Source organism: Streptomyces sp. NPDC059861, assembly GCF_042731435.1.
GTDB lineage: Bacteria > Actinomycetota > Actinomycetes > Streptomycetales > Streptomycetaceae > Streptomyces.
Genome location: NZ_JBHWJQ010000016.1, coordinates 118,286 through 138,590, shown reverse-complemented (window position 1 = coordinate 138,590; position 20,305 = coordinate 118,286). Strand labels below are relative to the sequence as shown.

Annotated in this window: 18 protein-coding genes; 13 read left to right on the top strand and 5 right to left on the bottom strand. The window is 72.4% G+C overall.

Annotated elements, in window-relative coordinates; genetic code table 11:
- Window positions 1-173: 173 nt before the first annotated feature.
- Window positions 174-2,324, top strand: coding sequence for a SpoIIE family protein phosphatase (locus ACFV6X_RS16935; protein WP_385383795.1), 2,151 nt, complete (start codon window positions 174-176; stop codon window positions 2,322-2,324).
- A 94-nt stretch (window positions 2,325-2,418) separates the two neighbouring features.
- On the opposite strand, the gene ACFV6X_RS16930 is transcribed toward ACFV6X_RS16935, so the two are convergent.
- Window positions 2,419-3,822 (bottom strand): S1 family peptidase, encoded by a 1,404-nt coding sequence (locus tag ACFV6X_RS16930; protein ID WP_385383792.1) that lies wholly within the window; start codon window positions 3,820-3,822, stop codon window positions 2,419-2,421.
- Between the two features lie 187 nt (window positions 3,823-4,009).
- On the opposite strand from ACFV6X_RS16930, the gene ACFV6X_RS16925 reads away from it, so the two are divergent.
- The 5 genes from ACFV6X_RS16925 (at window position 4,010) to ACFV6X_RS16905 (ending at window position 11,065) form a co-directional block, all read left to right on the top strand.
- Window positions 4,010-4,423: a PaaI family thioesterase gene (locus ACFV6X_RS16925; RefSeq protein WP_385383789.1), complete on the top strand. Its 414-nt coding sequence runs from the start codon at window positions 4,010-4,012 to the stop codon at window positions 4,421-4,423.
- A gap of 454 nt (window positions 4,424-4,877) precedes the next feature.
- Window positions 4,878-5,093, top strand: a complete 216-nt coding sequence (locus ACFV6X_RS16920; protein ID WP_385383786.1) for a type A2 lantipeptide — start codon at window positions 4,878-4,880, stop codon at window positions 5,091-5,093.
- A 92-nt stretch (window positions 5,094-5,185) separates the two neighbouring features.
- Window positions 5,186-5,992: an HlyD family efflux transporter periplasmic adaptor subunit gene (locus ACFV6X_RS16915; protein ID WP_385383783.1), complete on the top strand. Its 807-nt coding sequence runs from the start codon at window positions 5,186-5,188 to the stop codon at window positions 5,990-5,992.
- Window positions 5,989-8,211, top strand: coding sequence for an NHLP family bacteriocin export ABC transporter peptidase/permease/ATPase subunit (locus ACFV6X_RS16910; protein ID WP_385383781.1), 2,223 nt, complete (start codon window positions 5,989-5,991; stop codon window positions 8,209-8,211). Before ACFV6X_RS16915 ends, ACFV6X_RS16910 begins: the two co-directional genes overlap by 4 nt.
- A 1-nt stretch (window position 8,212) precedes the next feature.
- Window positions 8,213-11,065: an NHLP bacteriocin export ABC transporter permease/ATPase subunit gene (locus tag ACFV6X_RS16905; RefSeq protein WP_385383778.1), complete on the top strand. Its 2,853-nt coding sequence runs from the start codon at window positions 8,213-8,215 to the stop codon at window positions 11,063-11,065.
- Window positions 11,066-11,070: 5 nt separating this feature from the next.
- Here ACFV6X_RS16905 and ACFV6X_RS16900 read toward each other — a convergent pair whose 3' ends face one another.
- The gene (locus ACFV6X_RS16900; RefSeq protein ID WP_385383775.1) at window positions 11,071-11,598 is read right to left on the bottom strand and encodes an SRPBCC family protein; all 528 of its coding nucleotides are present in this window, start codon (window positions 11,596-11,598) and stop codon (window positions 11,071-11,073) included.
- Window positions 11,599-11,869: 271 nt separating this feature from the next.
- Between ACFV6X_RS16900 and ACFV6X_RS16895 the strand changes: the two genes are divergently transcribed.
- From ACFV6X_RS16895 to ACFV6X_RS16880, 4 genes are all read left to right on the top strand, one after another.
- The gene (locus ACFV6X_RS16895; protein WP_385383772.1) at window positions 11,870-12,877 is read left to right on the top strand and encodes a Ppx/GppA family phosphatase; all 1,008 of its coding nucleotides are present in this window, start codon (window positions 11,870-11,872) and stop codon (window positions 12,875-12,877) included.
- Window positions 12,878-13,040: 163 nt separating this feature from the next.
- Complete coding sequence (locus ACFV6X_RS16890) at window positions 13,041-14,066, top strand: iron-containing redox enzyme family protein (protein WP_385383769.1); 1,026 nt, start codon at window positions 13,041-13,043, stop codon at window positions 14,064-14,066.
- A 21-nt stretch (window positions 14,067-14,087) separates the two neighbouring features.
- Window positions 14,088-14,741, top strand: coding sequence for a HemK2/MTQ2 family protein methyltransferase (locus ACFV6X_RS16885; protein WP_385383766.1), 654 nt, complete (start codon window positions 14,088-14,090; stop codon window positions 14,739-14,741).
- Window positions 14,722-14,934, top strand: coding sequence for a CDGSH iron-sulfur domain-containing protein (locus tag ACFV6X_RS16880; RefSeq protein WP_385383763.1), 213 nt, complete (start codon window positions 14,722-14,724; stop codon window positions 14,932-14,934). The genes ACFV6X_RS16885 and ACFV6X_RS16880 overlap by 20 nt, the downstream gene beginning before the upstream one ends.
- A 137-nt stretch (window positions 14,935-15,071) precedes the next feature.
- On the opposite strand, the gene ACFV6X_RS16875 is transcribed toward ACFV6X_RS16880, so the two are convergent.
- Window positions 15,072-15,506 (bottom strand): protease inhibitor, encoded by a 435-nt coding sequence (locus ACFV6X_RS16875; RefSeq protein ID WP_385383760.1) that lies wholly within the window; start codon window positions 15,504-15,506, stop codon window positions 15,072-15,074.
- A gap of 133 nt (window positions 15,507-15,639) precedes the next feature.
- Here ACFV6X_RS16875 and ACFV6X_RS16870 point away from each other — a divergent pair, with 133 nt between their 5' ends.
- From ACFV6X_RS16870 to ACFV6X_RS16860, 3 genes are all read left to right on the top strand, one after another.
- Window positions 15,640-15,834: a hypothetical protein gene (locus ACFV6X_RS16870; protein WP_385383757.1), complete on the top strand. Its 195-nt coding sequence runs from the start codon at window positions 15,640-15,642 to the stop codon at window positions 15,832-15,834.
- 53 nt (window positions 15,835-15,887) lie between these two features.
- Window positions 15,888-16,583: an alpha/beta fold hydrolase gene (locus ACFV6X_RS16865; RefSeq protein ID WP_385383754.1), complete on the top strand. Its 696-nt coding sequence runs from the start codon at window positions 15,888-15,890 to the stop codon at window positions 16,581-16,583.
- An 84-nt stretch (window positions 16,584-16,667) separates the two neighbouring features.
- On the top strand, window positions 16,668-17,837 hold the full coding sequence (locus ACFV6X_RS16860; protein ID WP_385383751.1) for a lactate 2-monooxygenase: 1,170 nt from the start codon (window positions 16,668-16,670) through the stop codon (window positions 17,835-17,837).
- A gap of 168 nt (window positions 17,838-18,005) precedes the next feature.
- Here ACFV6X_RS16860 and ACFV6X_RS16855 read toward each other — a convergent pair whose 3' ends face one another.
- Window positions 18,006-19,625, bottom strand: coding sequence for an RICIN domain-containing protein (locus ACFV6X_RS16855; protein ID WP_385383748.1), 1,620 nt, complete (start codon window positions 19,623-19,625; stop codon window positions 18,006-18,008).
- A 302-nt stretch (window positions 19,626-19,927) separates the two neighbouring features.
- Window positions 19,928-20,305 carry a toxin Doc gene (locus ACFV6X_RS16850; protein ID WP_385383745.1) on the bottom strand — a complete coding sequence of 126 codons (378 nt, stop codon included), beginning with the start codon at window positions 20,303-20,305 and terminating at the stop codon, window positions 19,928-19,930.

The following is a 20,305-nucleotide window of genomic DNA, read 5'->3' as shown; positions in this document are numbered from 1 at the left end:
GCCGTCTCGTGACAGGCGTGACTGTCCGGAGCCCGCCCCTGGCTGGAAGGCTCGTTGGCCGCCGTGCCTTCCCCGTCGTCGTCGATGCCCATGTGGAGGGGCGCTCGCCGTGCGCGGTGGACCGTCCCGGGGCAGATTGATTTCTGGGACTCGTCCCGCGGCGCTGCGAGGAGGTGGTCGGCGTGCCCGACGAACAGGCGCCCGCGGCGCGCCAGGCCCCCGCCGGCGGTCCCCTGCTGTCGCTGGCCCTGGCCACGATGATGGACGGCGTCAACGCCCACTCCGGCGCGGTGTATCTGCTGGACGCCGACGAGACCGTGCTGGAGATGGCGGTGGCGGGCGGGCTGCCCCGGGCGTTCGCGGCTCCCTGGGAACGGGTCGGGGTGAACGCCCCCATCCCCGTCGCCGAGGCGCTGCGCTCGCGGCGGCTGGTCTGGGTGGGTGGCGAGGAGGACATGGCCCGCCGCTTCCCGCGCGTCTCCGTGGTGCTGCCCTACCCCTTCGCGCTGGCCGCGCTGCCGGTGGCGACCGCGACCAGGGCCTACGGCGCGGTGTTCGTGACCTGGCCCGGCTCCGACCATCACGAGCTGACCGACCGGGAGCGGGAGCATCTGACCGCGGCGGGCGAACGGCTCGCCGTGCGGCTGGAGCGGGCCGCGGAGGAGAGCCGCCCGGTGCTGCCGGAGGCCGATCTGCTCGCCTCACCGCCCGCAGGGTCCCTGGCGGGCACGATGGGCTCGGTCGAGGCGGCGCGGATGGTGGCACGGCTGCCGTACGGACTGTGCTCACTGGATCTGCACGGGCGGATCACCTACGCCAACCCCGCGGCGGCCGAGCTGATCGGCGTACCGGCCGGCCGGCTGCAGGGCACCCAGCTGTGGGCGACGGTGCCGTGGCTGAACGATCCGGTGTACGAGGACCGGTACCGGGCCGCGCTGCTCAGCCAGCACGCCACGTCGTTCGTCGCGGTGCGCCCGCCGGGGGACTGGCTGTCGTTCCGGCTGTATCCGAGTGCGACGGGGCTGAGCGTCCGGGTGAGCAGGGCGCGCGCGGTGTCGGAGATGCGCCGGGCCGTGCCGCCGCCCGAAGACGGGCCGGCGCCGACCCGCCTGGTGACCATCTCGCAGGTGCTGAGCCTCGCCGGTGCGCTGACGGAGGCGGTGACCGTGCAGGACGTGGTGCAGCTGGCCGCCCAGGAGGTCGTGCCGGCCCTGGGCGGCCAGGCGCTGGTGCTGCTCGGCTCCCGGGCGGGCCGGCTGCATGTACTGGGGCACCACGGCTATCCGGACCCGCACGTCGTGGAGCGGTTCGACGGCTCGCCGCTGAGCTCGCCGACGCCGGGCGCGCACGCGCTCAACAGCGGGGTGCCGGCGTTCTTCGACTCCCGGGCGGAGCTGGAACGGCTGTATCCGATCCGGCACGAGACCCCGGACGGCTTCGCGGCCTGGGCGTACCTGCCGCTGATCGCCTCCGGGCGCCCGGTGGGCACGTGTGTGCTGGCCTACGCCGAGCCGCACACCTTCCCCGCCGACGAGCGTGCCGTGCTGACCAGCCTCGGCGGACTGATCGCCCTCGCCCTGGAGCGCGCCCTGCTCTACGACGCCAAGCACCAGCTGGCGCACGGCTTGCAGGCCGCTCTGCTGCCGCCCTCGCTGCCACCGCTGCCCGGCATCGACACGGCCGCGCGTTATCTGCCGGGCACCCGGGGCATGGACATCGGCGGCGACTTCTACGACGTGATGCCGCTGGAGGGCCAGGCGGCCGCGGTGATCGGGGACGTGCAGGGGCACAACGTGACGGCGGCCGGGCTGATGGGGCAGATCCGCACCGCCGTCCGCGCGTACACGATGGTGGGTCAGGCCCCGGCGGAGGTCATGCGCAGCACCAACGAGCTGCTCATCGACCTCGGGGCCGAGCTGTTCGTCAGCTGTCTGTATCTGCGGATCGACGCGGCACGCGGGCGGGCCGTGATGGCCCGGGCCGGACATCCGCCGCCCCTGTTGAGGCGGCCGGACGGCAAGGTGCGGGTGCTCGACCTCGCGGGCGGGCCGCTGCTCGGGATCGACGGCTCGGCGACCTATCCGACGACCGAGGTGGACCTGCCGCCGGGTTCGGTGCTCGTCCTCTACACGGACGGGCTGGTCGAGTCCCCCGGCGTCGACATCGAGGACGCGCTCGCGGAACTGGGACGGCGGCTGGCCGAGGCCGGGGACCTGCCCCTGGACGAGCTGGCCGACGTGATGGTGGGTCAGGGGGACACGGAGGAGCGGGTCGACGACGTGGCACTGATGCTGCTGCGGACGCGGGGCGACGGGGACATCTGAGGGGTCACGGACGCGGGCGGTCGGCGGCCGGGCGCCGCGGGAACGGAGCGGTCCGGCCCTCCCGCCGGAGGGCCGGACCGTGGTCAGCTCCGGGTCACTGGGTCCCGGTCGGCCCGGAGCCGTCCTCCGGTCCCGCGTGGTCGCCGCCGGCACCGGCGTCCTCGCCGCCGACGTCCTCACCGGCCTGCTCGCCGCCGACGTCCTCACCGGCACCGGCACCGACTTCTTCACCGGCACCCGCACCGGCGTCCTCGCCGGCTCCGGCGCCTTCACCGGCACCGGCGCCCGCGTCGTCGTCCGCGCCGGCACCGGCTTCTTCACCGGCACCCGCCTCGTCACCGGCGCCCGCGCCGGCGTCGTCGCCCGCACCGGCGCCACCCGCGTCCCCGCCCAGCGTCGCGCCGACGGCCTCCAGTGCCGTCGTGACCGGCTGGAAGAAGGTCTCGCCGCCGGCCGTGCAGTCGCCGCTGCCGCCCGAGGTCAGGCCGAGGGCCAGGCCGTCCTGGGTGAACATCGAGCCGCCGCTGTCGCCGGGTTCGGCGCAGACGTCGGTCTGGATGAGGCCGGTGACCGTGCCCTCCGGGTAGTTGACGGTGGCGTCGAGCCCGGTGACCGTGCCGTCGGCGAGGCCGGTCGTGCTGCCCATCCGGAAGACCTCCTGGCCGACGGTGGCCTCCGCCGCCTGGAGGATCGGGACGGTCTGCCCGCCGCCGACGTCGACGTCGCTCGGCGCCTCGGTCGCCGGGTCGTCGTACTTCACGAGCGCGAAGTCGCCCTCGCCGGGGAAGACGGCCTGGTCGACGGTGGCGATCGGGGCGCCGTTCTGCGCGTCCGACCACTCGGCGACCGCGACGCCGCAGTGACCGGCGGTCAGGAAGGCCGGGGAGCCGTCGCCCGCGGTGACGTTGAAGCCGAGCGAGCAGCGGGAGCCACCGCCGAATATCGCGTCGCCGCCGGAGGCGAAGGTCTTGAAGGTGCCGGCCGACTTCTGGATGGTCGCCATGCCGGAGCCGAGGCCCTGCACGGTCGACTCCAGCGTGTCCCACTTCGCGCCGGTGACGGTGCTGTCGGCGGTGACCCGGATCTTGTTCGTCCTGGGGTCGACGGCCCACGAGGTGCCCGGGATGGTGGCCTCGGTCTTCAGGGTCTGCGCGGCGGACTTCAGTTCGGCCGTGCTGTTCTCGACCTGGCGGACCGCGGCGCCGGCCTTCTTGGCCTGGACGACCAGCTGGTTGTTGTCGCCGACCACGTTGACGACGAGTTGCTGGTTGTCCTCGTCGTAGTAGGAACCCGCGAAGGCGTCACCGAGGAGACCGGCGAGCTGCGAGGCGAGGTCCGAGGCGTCGCCCGCCTTCAGGGTCCTGGGCGCCGCGGCCGTGTCCTCTGCGCCGTCCTGGGACGCGTTGGCGTTCGGCAGAAGAAGCGCGGCCGCTCCGAGCGCCGCCACGCCGCCCACCGCGATTGCGGCCTTGCGCTTCGGAATTCGCTTGTGACTCAAGGGTTCTCGACCTCCTGGAGGACGGGGTCCGTGCCGCCGTCTCTTGGCAGCTGTTGGGGCGCCTGGATGGCCACTGGTACGCACGGGGCACGCGGGACGTTCAATTCCGCTTCGCCACGCGCCCGTCCGTACGCCGAATCGGCCATGCTCCGCGCGCGCCCGCCGCGCGCCGGGAACAATCCCCCATATGACGATGACGACCGCCGAAGCCGACAAGATCCTCTCCGCCAACTTCGCCCCCTGGGTGCTGGAACTCGGGCTGTCCGTTCAGGACTTGAGCGAGGACCGCGCCACCCTGCGCCTGCCCTGGTCGGCGGCGCTGGCCAGGGAGGGCGGCGCGCTCTGCGGGCAGGCCCTGATGGCCGCCGCCGACACCGCCACCGTGGTCGTCGTCTCGGCGGCGCGGGGCACCTTCGTCCCGATGACGACCGTTCAGCAGTCGACGTCCTTCCAGCGCGCGGTGACGGACTCGGATGTCCTGATCGTGGCGGTCCTGACCAAGCTGGGCCGCCGGACGGCGTTCGCCGACATCTCCATGACGGCCGAGCGGACGGGTGAACTCGCGGCCCACGCGAGCACCGTCTATGCACTCCTGGGCTGATACGGCCGGTAATCGATCAGCAACGGTCCGTTCAGGACCACTAGCGGAATCCTCGCTTCAGGGAATCTGCACATTCAATACTCAACCAAGTCACCGAGCCCCGGGGTTCTGCACATTCGCGCGCCCCGGGGCACGCCTTTGGGGCTGGAGTGCCGGATTCGCCGCCGGGACCGCAAGAGCCGGTGCGGGGCGATGCCGGGCACCATGTGAAGAAGTCGCCGACAAGCCGTGCCCACGCCTGCACGGATGGGGGCCGCTGTGACTCAAGTGCCCTGATGAGGCCTGTGTTTGATTGGAAGCCCGGTAGCGCCGCGTGCTTTGATCCATCGCACCGCAGGGTCCGCGAGGGCTCCCCGGCCAGGGGTGCCCGGCGCCCGCGGTCGCGGCCGTCCATCTGTCCCCAGAGGGGGCCGCTCCCCCCTTGTGAAATTGCCATACGAAGGGAAGTTCCATCATGAACTCCACCCCCCAGGTTGAGACCGTCGAGATCTCCGACGCCGAGCTCGACAACGTCTCCGGCGGCCTGTCCGTGAACGCCGTGAACACCGTCGTCGGCGCCGTGGACGGCATCGCCCCGGTTTCCGGTCTGGTCGACACGGTCGTCGGCACCGTCGAGGGCGCCACCGGCCTGAACACCGCGCCGGTCACCAACCTGGTCGCCGGTCTCTGATCGCACGCCAGTGCCGTTGAGTCCCGGAGCCGTTTCCCGGCCCCGGGACTCTTCGGATGCCGTCACACAGTCCACCCGGTGAGGGAAGATCCGTGCAGTTCCGCCAACAGGCCCTCGCCAAGCTCCAGTCGCCCGAGGAACTCGACCTCCCGGTGCGCCTCGCCCGCCCGCAGGGCTGGCTCGTGCTGTCGGTGACCGTGGTCGCGATGGCCGCCGCGTCCGTGTGGGCCGTGACCGGCTCGGTCACCTCCACCGTGAGCGCACCCGCCGTCCTCACGCACGGCGAGGGCAGTTACATCCTGCAGAGCCCGGTCGCGGGCCAGGTCACCGCGATCCTCGCCGAGGAGGGCAAGCGCCTCCCCGCGAACTCCCCCGTCCTGAAAATCCGTACCGCCGAGGGCGAGACCGAGGTCCGCACCATCGCCGCCGGCCGCCTCACCGCGCTCGCCGCCACGATCGGGCAGATCATCTCTACGGGTGCGAACGTCGCCGCCGTCGAGAAGGTCGCCGACGCGGACGACCCGCTGTACGCCACCGTGTACGTGCCCGCCGAGAACGCCGGGTCCATCCCCGCGGACGCGGCCGTGGACCTGACCGTGCAGACGGTCCCCACCCAGGAGTACGGCGTGCTGCGCGGCCATGTGAAGTCCGTGGACCGCGCCCCGCAGTCGCCGCGGGAGATCGCCTCGTTCCTCGGCGACAACCAGCTCGGCGAACAGTTCACCAAGGACGGCCGCCCCGTCGCCGTACTGGTGCGCCTGGACCGGTCCTCCGGCACCAGGAGCGGCTACAAGTGGTCGTCGGCCGACGGACCGCCGTACACCCTCACCTCCATGACGATGGCCACGGGTTCGATCCGGCTGGCCGATCAGCGTCCCGTCGATTGGCTGCTGCCGTGACCACCGCCGCACCCGAGACCCGTGGCCGGCGCCGGGCCGCCCCGCCCAAGCGCACCGTCCCCAAGGGCCGCCGCAGAACGGTCCGCACCCCCACCGTCCTGCAGATGGAGGCCGTCGAGTGCGGCGCCGCCTCCCTCGCGATGGTCCTCGGCCACTACGGCAAGCACGTGCCGCTGGAGGAGCTGCGCATCGCCTGCGGTGTCTCCCGCGACGGCTCGCGCGCCAGCAATCTGCTGAAGGCGGCGCGCAGCTACGGACTGACCGCCAAGGGCATGCAGATGGACCTGGCCGCCCTCGCCGAGGTGAAGGCGCCGGCCATCCTGTTCTGGGAGTTCAACCACTACGTCGTCTACGACGGCATCGGCCGCCGCTTCGGCCGCCGGGGCGTGTTCGTCAACGACCCCGGCAAGGGCCGTCGTTTCGTGCCGATCGAGGACTTCGACAGCAGCTTCACCGGCGTCGTCCTCACCATGGAGCCGGGCGACGGCTTCACCCGCGGCGGACGCAAGCCGGGCGTCTGGGGCGCGATGCCGGCCCGGCTGCGCGGCACCGCCGGCACCATGCCCGCCGCGGTGCTGGCGAGCCTGCTGCTGGTGGTGGTCGGCGCGGCGGTGCCCGCGCTCAGCCGTACCTACATCGACATGTTCCTGATCGGCGGGCAGACCTCGCTGCTGGACGTGCTGTTCGCGTCCATGGGCGCCTGCGTGCTGCTGACGCTGGTGCTGACCTGGTTGCAGCAGGCCAACCTGCACCACGGCCGCATCATCTCCTCGACCCTGTCCAGCGCGCGCTTCCTGCGCCATCTGCTGCGGCTCCCGGTCACCTTCTTCTCCCAGCGCAGCCCGGCCGACCTGGTGCAGCGCCTCCAGTCGAACGACGCGGTGGCCGAGACGCTGGCGCGTGACCTGGCGTCGGCGGGCGTGGACGCGGTGGTCGTGGTGCTCTACGCCGTGCTCCTCTACACCTACGACCCGCAGCTCACCTTCGTCGGCATCGGCGTGGCGCTGCTGAACGTCGTCGCCATGCGCGTCGTCATCCGGCTGCGCGCGACCCGTACCGCCAAGCTCCGCGCCGACAACGCCCGGCTGACGAACACGGCGTACACCGGGCTCCAGCTGATCGAGACGATGAAGGCGACCGGCGGCGAGGACGGCTACTTCCGCAAATGGGCCGGGCAGCACGCCACCACCCTGGAGGAGCAGCAGCGGCTCGGGGTGCCGAGCGCCTGGCTGGGCGTGGTCGCGCCGACGCTCGCCACGCTGAACAGCGCCCTGATCCTGTGGATCGGCGGCATGCGCGCGATCGAGGGTCACATCTCCGTCGGCCTGCTGGTCGCCTTCCAGGCGCTGGTCACCCGCTTCACAGCCCCGCTGACCCGCCTCAACGGCGTCGCGGGACGCATCCAGGACTTCGCGGCCGACGTGGCCCGCCTGAAGGACGTGGAGAACTTCCGCACCGACCCGCTGTACGACCGCGCGGGCGGCGACTCCACGCGCAGGCTGCACGGCCATGTCGAGCTGGAGAACATCACCTTCGGCTACAGCCCGCTCGACAAACCCCTCCTCGCCGGTTTCGACCTGACGGTCGGACCCGGTCAGCAGGTCGCGCTCGTGGGCGGCTCGGGCAGCGGCAAGTCGACCGTCTCCCGGCTGATCTCGGGCCTGTACACGCCCTGGGAGGGCGTGATCCGCATCGACGGGCAGCGCCTGGAGGACATCCCGCGCGGCGCGCTCGGGGCCTCCGTCTCCTTCGTCGACCAGGATGTGTTCCTGTTCGAGGGCTCGGTCCGGGACAACGTGGCGCTGTGGGACCCGTCCATCCCGGACGAGGCGGTGCTGGAGGCGCTCAGGGACGCCGCGCTGCTCGACGTCGTCATGCGCCGCCCCGGCGGCATCCACAGCCGGGTCGAGCAGGACGGGCGCAACTTCTCCGGCGGGCAGCGCCAACGGCTGGAGATCGCCCGGGCGTTGGTGCGCCGGCCGAGCATCCTCGTGCTGGACGAGGTGACCAGCGCGCTCGACGCCGAGACCGAGCTGGCCGTCATGGACAACCTGCGCCGGCGCGGCTGCGCCTGCGTGGTGATCGCACACCGGCTCAGCACCGTGCGGGACAGCGACGAGATCGTCGTACTCCAGCACGGCACGATCGTGGAACGCGGCCGGCACGAGGAACTGGTGGCGCGCGGCGGCGCGTACGCGGCGCTGGTCAGGGAGCGGTGAGATGAGAGCCGTGCACGGCGACGACTACGTCCTCGGGGCGCTCGGACAGGTGGGCACGCCCCTCGACTGCGCCGGGTTCAGCCGACTGGACCTGGAGGGTCCGCAGGCGCTGTGGCTGGTCGCGGCGGGTGCCCTGGACCTTTTCGCGGTGGACGCGGCGCAGCAGGGCCACTGGCACCACCTGGGCCGGCTGGAGGCGGGCTCGCTGCTGCTCGGCCCGGTGCCGGGCCCACAGCACACGCTGATCGCCCGTCCGGTCAGGGACTGCGTGGTGCACCGCATCGGGCTGCGGGAGCTGTACCAGCCCGCGGTGACACAGACATGGTCGTACGACGAGTACGGCAACCCGCAGTACGTCCCGCCGACGACGAGTCCGCTGGAGTACGCTCTCGCGCTCGGCGTCGGCCGCAGCCTGGCGATCCTCTTCCAGGCGCCGACGGCCGGTGCGGGGGCCGCCGAAAACGGGGGTGCCCCCGTGGGCGCGCATGCGAACACGGGGGACGACGACGACGTGTTCTGGATGCAGGTACCGCCCGGCAGCGTCCAGTACGGCTCCCTGTACGGCGCGGAGGCGGCGGCCGACCTGCTGATGGACCCGGCGGTCTGGCAGAGCATGGTCGACCAGCAGTACCGCCTGCTGACCACGCTGGACCGCTGGATCGAGCAGCTGGAGCGCACCCACGAGACCCGTACGGCCGCCGGCATCAAGGCCGGTGAGCAGGTACGCGCGCAGGCCGACCGGACGTTGCTCGCGGCGATCGGCAAGCCGTCGGCCAAGCGCACCACCGCCGCCGACGCGGACGCCACGTACGCCGCGTCCAAGCTGGTCGCCGCCGCGGCCGGGATCCCGCTGGCGGACCCCGGGCACGGCGGCGCCGAGAGCGACCGTCTCGACCCGGTCGAGCGCATCGCCCTCGCCTCACGCGTCCGCACCCGCGCGGTACGGCTGGACGGCAGCTGGTGGCGTGACAACGTGGGCCCGCTGGTGGGCCACCGGGCGCTGTCGGGGGCGCCGGTCGCGCTGCTGTGGCGGCGTGGCGGCTATGTGGCGGTGCATCCGGCGACCGGACGCGAGACGCCGATCGAGAGGGCCAACGCGCCGGAGTTCGAGCCACGCGCGGTGATGTTCTACCGGCCGCTGCCCGAACGCCCGCTGGGTCCGCTCGGGCTGCTCCGGTTCTGCATGCGCGGTACGCGCCGGGATGTGACCGGACTGCTGCTCAGCGGGCTGGTGACGGTGGCGATCGGCGCGCTGGTGCCCATCGCGACCGGCAAGGTGCTCGGTGAGTTCGTGCCGAAGGCGCAGGCGGGACTGATCGCGCAGGTCTGTCTGGCGGTGATGGTCAGCAGCGTCGTCGCGGCCGCCTTCATGCTGCTCCAGAACATGACCATCCTGCGTCTGGAGGGCCGTATCGAGGCGACGCTGCAACCGGCCGTGTGGGACCGGCTGTTGCGGCTGCCGACGAAGTTCTTCACCGGCCGCTCCACGGGCGAGCTGGCCAGCGCGGCCATGGGCATCAGCGCGATCCGCAGGCTGCTCGCGGGGGTCGGCCCGACCGTCGCCCAGTCGGTGACCGTGGGGGCGATGAACCTGGGGCTGCTGCTCTGGTACAGCGTGCCGATGGCGCTGGCAGCGATGGGCATGCTCGTCGTGATCGCCGGTGTCTTCCTCGGGCTCGGGCTGTGGCAGGTGCGCTGGCAGCGGCGGCTGACGGTGCTCGCCAACAAGCTGAACAACCGGGCGTTCCAGACCTTGCGCGGGCTGCCCAAGCTGCGGGTCGCGGCGGCCGAGAACTACGCGTACGCCGCCTGGGCCCGCGAGTTCGCGCGCAGCCGGGAGCTCCAGCAGCGTCTCGGCCGGATCAAGAACCTCACCACCGTGCTCGGCGCGATCTATCTGCCGCTGTGCTCACTGGTGATGTTCATGTTGCTCGCGGGACCGGCGCGGGGCTCGATGTCCGCAGCCGAGTTCCTCGCCTTCAACACCTCGGTGACGATGCTGCTCACCTCGGTCACCCAGATCACGGGCGCGTTCGTGTCGCTGGTGGCCGCGCTGCCCCTCTACGAGGAGATCAAGCCGGTGCTGCGGGCGACGCCGGAGGTGCGCACGGCCAGCACCCGGCCGGGGCCGCTCACCGGGGCCGTGGAGGCGCGGCGGCTGTCGTTCCGGTACTCCGACGACGGGCCGCTGGTCCTCGACGACGTGTCGTTCGAGGTGCGGCCGGGCGAGTTCGTGGCGGTCGTCGGGCCGTCCGGCTGCGGCAAGTCGACGCTGCTGCGGCTGCTCATCGGCTTCGACAAGCCGGTCTCCGGGAGCGTGCTGTACGACGGCCAGGATCTGGCGGCGCTCGACCAGTCCGCCGTACGGCGCCAGTGCGGGGTGGTCCTCCAGCACGCGCAGCCGTTCACCGGCTCGATCCTGGACGTCATCTGCGGCACCGAGCCGTACACACCGGAGGAGGCGATGGCGGCGGCCGAGATGGCGGGCCTCGCCGAGGACATCAAGCGGATGCCGATGGGCCTGCACACCATCGTCGCGGGCAACGGGGCGGTCTCCGGCGGCCAGCGGCAGCGGCTGATGATCGCCCAGGCGCTGATCCGCCGGCCGCGCATCCTGTTCTTCGACGAGGCGACCAGCGCCCTCGACAACGAGACGCAGCGCATGGTCATCGAGAGCACCAAGGCGCTCAACGCCACCCGCGTCGTGATCGCCCACCGCCTGTCGACGGTGCTGGACGCCGACCGCGTCATCGTGATGGAGGACGGCAAGGTCGCCCAGCAGGGCCCCCCGGCGCAACTGCTCGCGGACACCCGCGGCAGGCTTCACGAGCTGGTGCGCCGGCAGTTGGCCTGACGGGGTCAGGGCTGTCCCGGGATCGGGGCTCCCGACGGGACACCCGCGTCGACGTAGCCCTGGTAGAAGCCCTTCCAGTGCGCGTCCGACCCCGCGTGCGGTTCCTCGAAGCGCTCCCCGCGCGCCTTGGCGTCCAGCGCCGCCAGGCAGACCTCCCAGCCGGCGCCGTTGCGTGCGGCCGTGTCGGCGGCGTCGAGGACGTTGGTCAGGGTGAACCGGGTGCTGTCGCCGTCGGTCTCCTCCAGATCGAAGTGGACCTCGTCGCCGCCCCACTCGAAGGACAGGTGCCGAGGCGGGTCCACGGCGATCACCTCACCGGTGGAGTCCGCCATGTGGGGGTCGCCGCCGAACGTGACGCGGCCGCCGGGGCGCATCTCGATCTCCGCGCGGGACGGGAACCACTCGGCGAGTTCGTCGGGGTCGGTGACGAAGTGCCACACGCGCTCCACCGGGTGGCCGTAGGCGCGGCCGAAGCGGATCGCGGGGCGGCCGTCGTCCAGGTTCAGGTAGGTGCCGGTGAGGTCGGCGGGCATGATGACCAGCCCTTCGCTATGTGTACGAAACAGTTTCGTTTAGGGACTCGTTACCTCGCGAACACCTTTCCCTGGAGTGGTTCCCTTGTCCCAGAAGACGCCACCAGCCGGCTGGTCCGTGCGCAGGCCACGTCGTCGAGGGACCGGCCGTCCGGACCGAGGGCCGCCGTCATCAAGGAGACGGCGGCCGTCCGGCGTACGGGCGCACTCCGGACGGCGCACGGGTGGCGGAGACAGTTGGAGGGGGTCGCGAGCGGGTACTCGCCCGTCCATGCGAATCAGTGTGGTGGACGTGGGGTCGAGAACGGTCCGGCTGGTGGTGGCGGACGCGCAGGGCGGGGTTCCGCTGCCGGTTCATACCGCCAAGTGGCGGCTGAGGCTGTCCGAGCACGTCAAGACGGGGGAGGCGATCCCCGAGGAGGCCACGGAACGGCTGGCGGAGGCGGTCGCCGAGGCGAGTCGCACGTCGCAGCGGTGGGGCGCGGCGGGGCCGCTGGCCTTCGCCACGACGATCGTGCGCAGCGCCCCGAACCGGCTGGAGGTGCTGCGCGCCGTCCGGGCCCGGAGCGGGGTGGAACTGTGCACGCTGCCAGGCGAGGTGGAGGCCGAGCTGACGTTCCTGGCGGCGCGGCGCTGGATGGGGTGGCGGTCGGGGCCGCTGGCGCTGCTGGACATCGGGGGCGGCTCGTTCGAAGTGGCGTTCGGGCGGGGGCGCCTGCCGGACTTCGTGGCCTCGCTGCCGCTGGGCGCGGGGCGGCTGACGCACGAGTTCTTCCCGGTCCAGGATGCTCCGTCGCAGGACCAGGTGAAGGCGCTGCGCCGCAAGGTGCGCCACCAACTGCGGGACGTAGGCGCGCGGATCCGCTGGGAGGGGCCGCGGTCGGCGGTCGTCACCTCGCGGACCTTCCAGCAACTGGGCCGGCTGTGCGGTGCCGTGCCGGGGCGCGAAGGGCCCTTCGTCGAAAGGCAGTTGCGGCGCGCCGACCTGCGCGCCGCCATGACCCGGCTGGCCGCCCTGCCTCCCACCGAGCGGGCCCAGCTGCCGGGCATCTCCGCGCCGCGCGCCGGGCAGAGCCTGGCCGGGGCGGTGATCGGGCACACGGCCATGAAGGTGACCGGGCTGAAGAACGTCACCGTATGCCCGTGGGCGATCCGCGAGGGTGTCCTGCTGCGGCACATCGAGGAGGGCCCGTCCTGGTGGGCGGAGGTCAGCCGGCTCAGCGAGGAGACCGCACCGCCGGACCCGGTGCCGCTGCGGCTCGCGTCCGCCACGTCCTGACGCTCTCGTCCATCCGCGCGCAGCCCCCACCACACACCGGCCGGCACGGGTGGCGGCTTCAGCGTGCAGTTGATCACTGGTGCCCTCATGGGCCTCGGGAAACCCGCGAAGCCGGGTGCCCGTCGGGCGGGAGCCTTGGCGTCACGCGGGTACTCGGTCCCGCATGACGCACGACCATCAGGAACCACGGCTGCCGTCCGCCCGCGGCCCCCTCTCCGCCTCGGTCCTGGAGCACCTCCGGGGCACGGGCCCACTGCCCGGCACCGGGGAGATCGCGGGCGCGATGCCGTACGGCGACGACCTCCAGCTCGCCCTCTACCTCTGCTACGAGCTCCACTACCGCGGGTTCGCGGGCGTACCCGAGGACCGTGAGTGGGACCCCGGCCTGCTGGGCGTCCGCGCCGCGCTGGAGGACCGCTTCCTGTCCGCCCTGCGCGCCGACACCCCCGTGCACGACGACGTCGACGACGCGCTCGCGGAGATCCTCGTCGAGCCGGTCGACGGCACCGGGGTCAGCCACTTCCTGCGCGACAAGGGCGAGCTGTGGCAGGTGCGCGAGTACGCGGCGCAGCGCTCGCTGTACCACCTCAAGGAGGCGGATCCGCACGCCTGGGTGCTGCCCCGGCTGTGGGGCAGGGCGAAGGCGGGTATGGCGGCGGTGGAGTTCGACGAGTTCGGCGGCGGCCGCCCGGACCGCGTCCACGCCCTGCTGTTCGCCCACCTGATGACGGACCTGGGCCTGGACACGACGTACGGGCACTACCTGGACGCGGCCTGCGCCGAACTCCTCACCACGGTGAACCTCATGTCCCTGTTCGGCCTGCACCGGTCGCTGCGGGGTGCCCTGGTGGGCCACTTCGCCGCCGTGGAGATCACCTCGTCGCCGGGTTCCCGGCGGCTCGCCGAGGCCATGCGCAGGACCGGGGCCGGCCCGGCCGCCGAGCACTTCTACGACGAGCACGTCGAGGCCGACGCCGTGCACGAGCAGGTCGTACGGCATGACGTCATCGGCGGTCTGCTGGCGGAGGAGCCGCGGCTGGCCCGGGACGTCGCCTTCGGCATCGACGCGACCGGGTATGCCGAGGACCGGCTCGCACAGCGGCTGCTCACCGACTGGCAGGCGGGCAGGTCGTCGCTCCGGACACCGCTTTCCCCACCCCTCCCACCCGAAACTTCCCATATTTTCTGAACGCGCGGGTACCTGGTCGGCGTGAACCCACTGGTGCCACCCGGCGTCTACACGCCTCAGGAAGACACAGACCTGCTGGCCGAGGCCCTGTCCGAGGAGCCGCTCCCACCGGGTGCGGACGTTCTCGACGTCGGCACCGGCAGTGGAGCGCTGGCGCTGCACGCCGCGCGACGGGGCCTGCGGGTCACGGCCGTCGACGTGTCACGACGCGCGGTCTGGGCGGCCCGGATCAACGCCCGGCTGTCCGGACTGCGGGTCCGCATCCTGCGCGGAAACCTCTTCGATCCCGTGCGCGGGCAGACGTTCGACGTCATTCTGGCCAACCCGCCGTACGTCCCCGACCCGGACCCGGATTCAGCGCCGCGCGGCACGGCCCGGGCGTGGGACGCGGGCCACGACGGGCGGCTGATCCTGGACCGCATCTGCCGGGAGGCACCCGCCCTGCTGCGCCCGGGCGGAGTCCTGCTGGTCGTCCACTCGGCCCTCAGCGCGCCCGAGCGGACCCTGACGCTGCTGCGTGCCGCCGGGCTGAAGGCGAGCCTGACGCGCCGGCGCCGGATCGCCTTCGGTCCCGTGCTGCGGGAGAGACAAGGGTGGCTGCGGGAGCGGGGGCTGCTGTCCGCCACCGAGGACAAGGAAGAGCTGGTGGTCGTCCGTGCCGAACTCCCCGTCTGACACCCCGCGCCGGATCACCGTCCAGCGCCACGGGCCCCTGCTGGTGGAGGGGCCGGTGGAAGTGGAGCTGGAGGACGGCACGACCGTCTCCTCCGACCGCTTCCTGGTCGCGCTGTGCACCTGCCGGCGCAGTCGCCGCTACCCCTGGTGCGACACCAGTCACCGAGCCCGGGCGCAGCGGCCCGACGAGTGATCCCAGAGGTCGGCGGGCGGCCCCACTCCGCCCGGCCGACCCCTGGGGCGAGACCCACCAGGGCCCCCGCGACGACGGCCCGCACTCCCCAACTGCGGGTCGTTCGCGGCATTCACGGGGGCCCGGCGATCCCGGTCCTAGAACGCGAAGACGCTCGTTCCGTACGAGTTCTTCACGCACTCGTTGGCGAAGGTGCGCTCATAGGAGACGTACTGGCCCTGCCAGACACCGTCGACCCGGACGACCACGGGGTCGTACTCACGGGTGCACCACACTCCGCTTCTACTTTCCAGGGCGTCGAAGTTCCCGTCGGCGCCGCGTAGTTCGGCGCACGCCGCGACGGTGTTCGGGTGCGTCCCGGACGCCTTCGGGGCGCAGCTCAGCGTCACCGCCCGCTCGGGGGTGACGGTGGCCGAGCTCTCTCCGTGGCCTGTGGTGAGCACCAGGGCTGACGGGGCGTAGAGCGAGGCCGGATCGGCGGCGGGGCTGGCGTGCGCGGCTCCGGTCAGAGGTCCGCAGACGGCGGCGGCCGTGAGGCCGAGGGTCGCTGCCCAGCGCGCGGGGTTCCGCATTGTGTGCATCCTTCCGCTTGATTGCGTGTCGTGCCGGAGTGGGCGTTGGTCGGTGCCCGACCGGCGACGGCGAGTCTGCCTAGTCCGCCACCGAAACTCACCTCGACCCCACGAGTTTCAGTAACCTTGCGTATTGAAGCAGTGGCGCGAAGTCACGGAATTCGAACGTTACAACCGCGTGAAGGTGCCGTTCTTGATCACCGGCATGGCCGAATGGCTGGATTTCCGCGGTTCGTTAATCGGCCTGAAACATTCCGGATGCACTCCGGGCGCGGTCCGTTTTGCCCTTTTCGTCCCTCCGCGGGAGCCGACGAGGCTGCCCGACTGACCCCTGCCCGCCGTTCCCCGGCAGTTGTCGGTGCCACGCGCTACGTTGCCGCCATGACCGAATTCGTGCTTGTGGCAGGTACGTGGCTCGGCGCCTCGGCGTGGGACGAGGTGGCGGCGGAGCTGCGCGGGGCCGGACACGGGGTGCATCCGCTGACCCTGTCCGGCCTCGCCGGGAGAAGGGACGAGCCGGCCGGGCAGCAGACGCACGTCCGGGACATCGTCGACGAGGTCGAGCGCCTGGACCTGCGGGACGTCGTGCTCGTCGGGCACAGTTACTCCGGCGTCCCGGTCGGCCAGGCCGGCGAGCGGATCGGCGACCGGCTGGCCCGGATGGTGTTCGTGGACGCCGATGTGCCCGTCGACGGGGAGTCCTTCCTGTCGGGGTGGCCGAGCGACCATGTACGCGCGGCGATCGAGAAGAACGACGGCCGCTGGCTGCCGCTCACCGCCGATGACTTCGCGGGCCAAGGCCTGACGGACGACCAGATCGCCCGGATCGTGCGGGACTCGACCCCGCACCCGGGTGCGACGCTCACCGAGACGGCGGTCCTGTCCGGCTCCCTGGCCGAGCTCCCGGCGACGTACGTCAAGTGCCTGCTCGACGGGGAGGAGCCGTCGGGCGCCGCGCGGGCGCTGCTCGCCGGTGAGCACTGGGAGCTGGTGCGGATGGACACCGGGCACTGGCCGATGTACTCCCGGCCCCGCGAACTGGCCACGATCCTGCACCGGTCGGTCGCCCGGGAGTGAGGCGCACCGCTGGACGGACCTGCCCTTACTCGCCAGTATCGTCGGGACGACGCGGCTCGACGGCGAGAGGGCGGGGACCTGGCGATGGCGAAACACTGGGCCGACTTCCAGTACGAGATCTATCTGAACGGGATGACGGGAGCCGTGCCGCGGCTGCCGACCGACCTGACCCGTCTGGAGGAGCTCACCGAGCAGCGGCTCGGACCCGGACCCGTCGGCTACGTCGCGGGCAGCGCCGGCGACGGCAGCACGGCCCGCGCCAACCGGGCGGCCCTGCGCCGCCGCCGGATCGTGCCGCGGATGCTGCGGGACGTGCACGAGCGGGACCTGTCGGTCGAGGTGCTGGGCCGCGCCCTGCCCGCGCCGGTGGCGCTGGCGCCGGTCGGGGTGCTGTCGATCATGCATCCGGACGCGGAGTGCGCCGCCGCCCGGGCGGCCGCCGCGCAGGGCGTGCCCTTTGTACTGTCCTCTGCCTCCAGCACGCCCATCGAGCAGGTCGCGGAGGCGATGGGCGACGCCGAGCGCTGGTTCCAGCTGTACTGGGCCAAGGACCGTGAGGTGACCCGCAGCTTCCTGAAGCGGGCGAAGGCGGCCGGGTTCAGCGTCCTGGTGGTCACCCTGGACACGCCGCTGCTGGCGTGGCGGCCACGCGACCTGGACCAGGCGTATCTGCCGTTCCTGCACGGTGTCGGCACCGCCAACTACTTCACCGACCCGGCCTTCCGCGCGGGCCTGGCCAAGCCCGTGCACGAGGATCCCGACGCGGCGGTGATGCACTTCGTCGGCATGTTCGCCGACCCCGCCAAGACCTGGCCGGACCTGACGTTCCTGCGGGAGAACTGGGACGGCCCGATCGTCCTCAAGGGTGTCCTGCACCCGGACGACGCCCGGCAGGCCGCCGACGCCGGGATGGACGGCGTCGTGGTGTCCAACCACGGCGGGCGCCAGGTGGCCGGTTCCGTGGCGGCGGCCGACGCGCTGCCCGGCGTGGTGGCGGCGGCCGGTGACCGGCTGACGGTGCTGTTCGACAGCGGGGTACGTACGGGGGACGACGTCTTCAAGGCGCTGGCCCTGGGTGCGCGGGCGGTCCTGGTCGGACGGCCCTACGTCTACGGTCTCGCGCTCGACGGCCAGGGGGGCGTGGAGCACGTGATCCGCTGCCTGCTCGCCGAACTCGACCTGACCCTCGCCCTGTCGGGCCACGCCACCCCCGGGACCATAGGTCCCGCCGACGTCGTGGAGGGACCCGCCTGACCGCCGCACGGGCGGCGGTCGCGCCCTGGCCGGCGCCGACGCCGGTCAGGGCCACCGGGCACCCGGGCGCGTCCGCCAGGTGTCGTTGCGCCCCTGTCGCCGAACTCCCTTCGCCGCGTGGCGTCAGCTGCGCCCTCCGGGCGGACGACGGCGGTGTCACGCCAGGGTCTAGCCCCCGCTCCCCAGCCCCGCCTGCCGCGCCGACGCGTCGATCGTCTCCGCGACCGACAGCGAGCCCGCGCCGGCCGTCTGCGGATCGGTCAGCCACCGCTGGTCGTCGGCTCCGTCGCGGACCTTGACGACGATGTCGGCGCCCGGGTCGCCGGTCGTGACGGAGAGCGCCAGCTGCTCGTCCCAGCGCGGCAGCAACTCGCCCTGCACGGTGAGGTCGTAGCGCACGTCGTTCGCGCGCCCGTCCCACTCCCCCGCGCACGCGCCGAGGATGACGACACCGGCGTCCGCGCGCGAGTCCAGGCACAGTTCGGGGTCGGCCACGCTGCGCAACTGCCCGTCGGTCTCGTACGACCACTGCTGGGTCGGCTCCGGCGAGCACGCCTCCAGTACGGCCGCCGCCGCCTCCTCGAGCTCGCCGCGGATGTCGAGGCACAGCTCGCTCTCGGCGTTGCGCAGCCGGGTCTGCCGGGGCGCGTTCGGGAGCTGGGCGGTGCCGGGGGCCGTGGGCTGGGCCTGGGTGTCGGTGCCGGGTAGCGATTCGGTGCCGTCAGCGCCTTCGGTGGCGCCCGCGGAGGCCGTGGGGTCCGTGTCACCGTCGTAGGACGACAGACTGGTGGCGAGGAGCGTGCCGAGCAGGGCGGCGGAGGCGATGCCCGCGCCCGTGCGCAGCGCCCGGGACGAGCGCCCGGTCATGCCGGGGAGGCGGGCCAGGATGCCGTGCCGCTCCACGCGGCGGGCGCGGCTGCGACGGGCCGCGGCGCGGGTGCGCGGCCGGTGCTGGTTGCGGCCGGGCCGGGAGTCGAGATAGCGGCGACTGCCCCAGCCGAGCACGGCCTCGGCGAGCAGCACGCCCAGCCCGCCCTCGAAGTGGCTGAGCTGCTCGGCGGCGTCACGGCAGTAGCGGCACTCCACGAGGTGCTGCTGGACGTCCGGCAGCAGGGCGCCGCCACGGCGGATCGGGACGTCGAGGAGACGGTTGTAGTAGCGGCAGTCCTTGGACGGCGCGAGTTCCTGATGTGCCCGTACACAGCCCTCGCGGAATTTGTCCCGGGCCTGTTCGAGGATGGCCGACGCGGTGTCGGTGTCTGTGCCGAGCAGACCGGCCGGGAAGGTGATCGGCTCCGCCTCGACCTCGTGGTGCCACAGCAGAGTGCGGGCCGCTCCGGGAAGACCCTGGAATGCGCGTTCGGCCAGCTTGCGGTTTTCCGGCGTCATGGACTTGGCGGCGCGCATACCCCGCCCACCGGCCGGTTTCCGCAACTCCGGCAGTGCCCCCGCTATTCGCTCCTGCGCCGACCACAGCCGGACGACGTCCCGCACGGTCACCAGCACCCGGGGCCGCAGCGCCTCGCCCGACTCCCCCAGGGTGAGACGGTCGAAGACCTGGTGGAAGGCCGCCGAGGTGACCATGGACGCGATGCCCGCCGAGGAGGCGAGGCAGATCACCGCGTAGTCGTGGGCCGACTGCCAGTGGCGGGCGAACAGCAGCGCCGTGGAATGGGCGACCTCGACATCCGGGGCGCCGGTCAGCCGGGCGGCGAGGGCGGCGTCGGACTCGGCCGGATCACCGCCCGCCGGCGGGTGAGGCGGACGAGGGGGGTGGGGGGTGGGCACTGAGCGGATTCCTTCCCACGCAAGGTGACACAGGAGTTCTGTCCGTCAAAAAGGGCGGCCCGGTTGGTGCGTACCTTTTTCACGGGGTGCGAGGGGCGTGAATTGTGCGCGTGCGCCCGGCCATTACCCCCCGCCGGAGGGTTCACCTTTGCACAGCTCGCTCTGGACCAACAAGGCGGTTGAGCAACATACCGACCACTGACAGAAAGTAAAATTCGGCCGCAACTCTCGCGCGTGGCTCGCCATTCGCTATTTCGAGCGCCGCGTGTGAAACTCCCGTACGCCCGCGTGGGCACCGGGAGTCAGATCTGCCAGGACCGCAGCCGGTCCGCCGCCCCGTACGCGTCCGTCCTGCCGTCGATCAGGTCGCGGGTGAGGTCGACCAGGGCGCCGTAGGGCGGGTCGATGCCGACGCCGCTGACGAACATGTAGGCCACGGCGGTCGCGCAGGCGAAGCGGGCGTTGGCCGAGGGCAGGGGCTTGAGCAGGGCGAGGGTGTGCAGCAGGGCCCCGGCCCGCCAGGCGGGGTCGGAGTTCACGCCGAGGCGGGGCGGGTCGACGCGGTGCCGGGCGACGGCGGCGACCAGGGCGGAGAAGTCGTTGATCGTCGGCTGGTCCGGCAGGACCTCCTCATGCCGCTGGAGGAGCCAGGGGACGTCGATGTGCAGGACGGGTGCCAT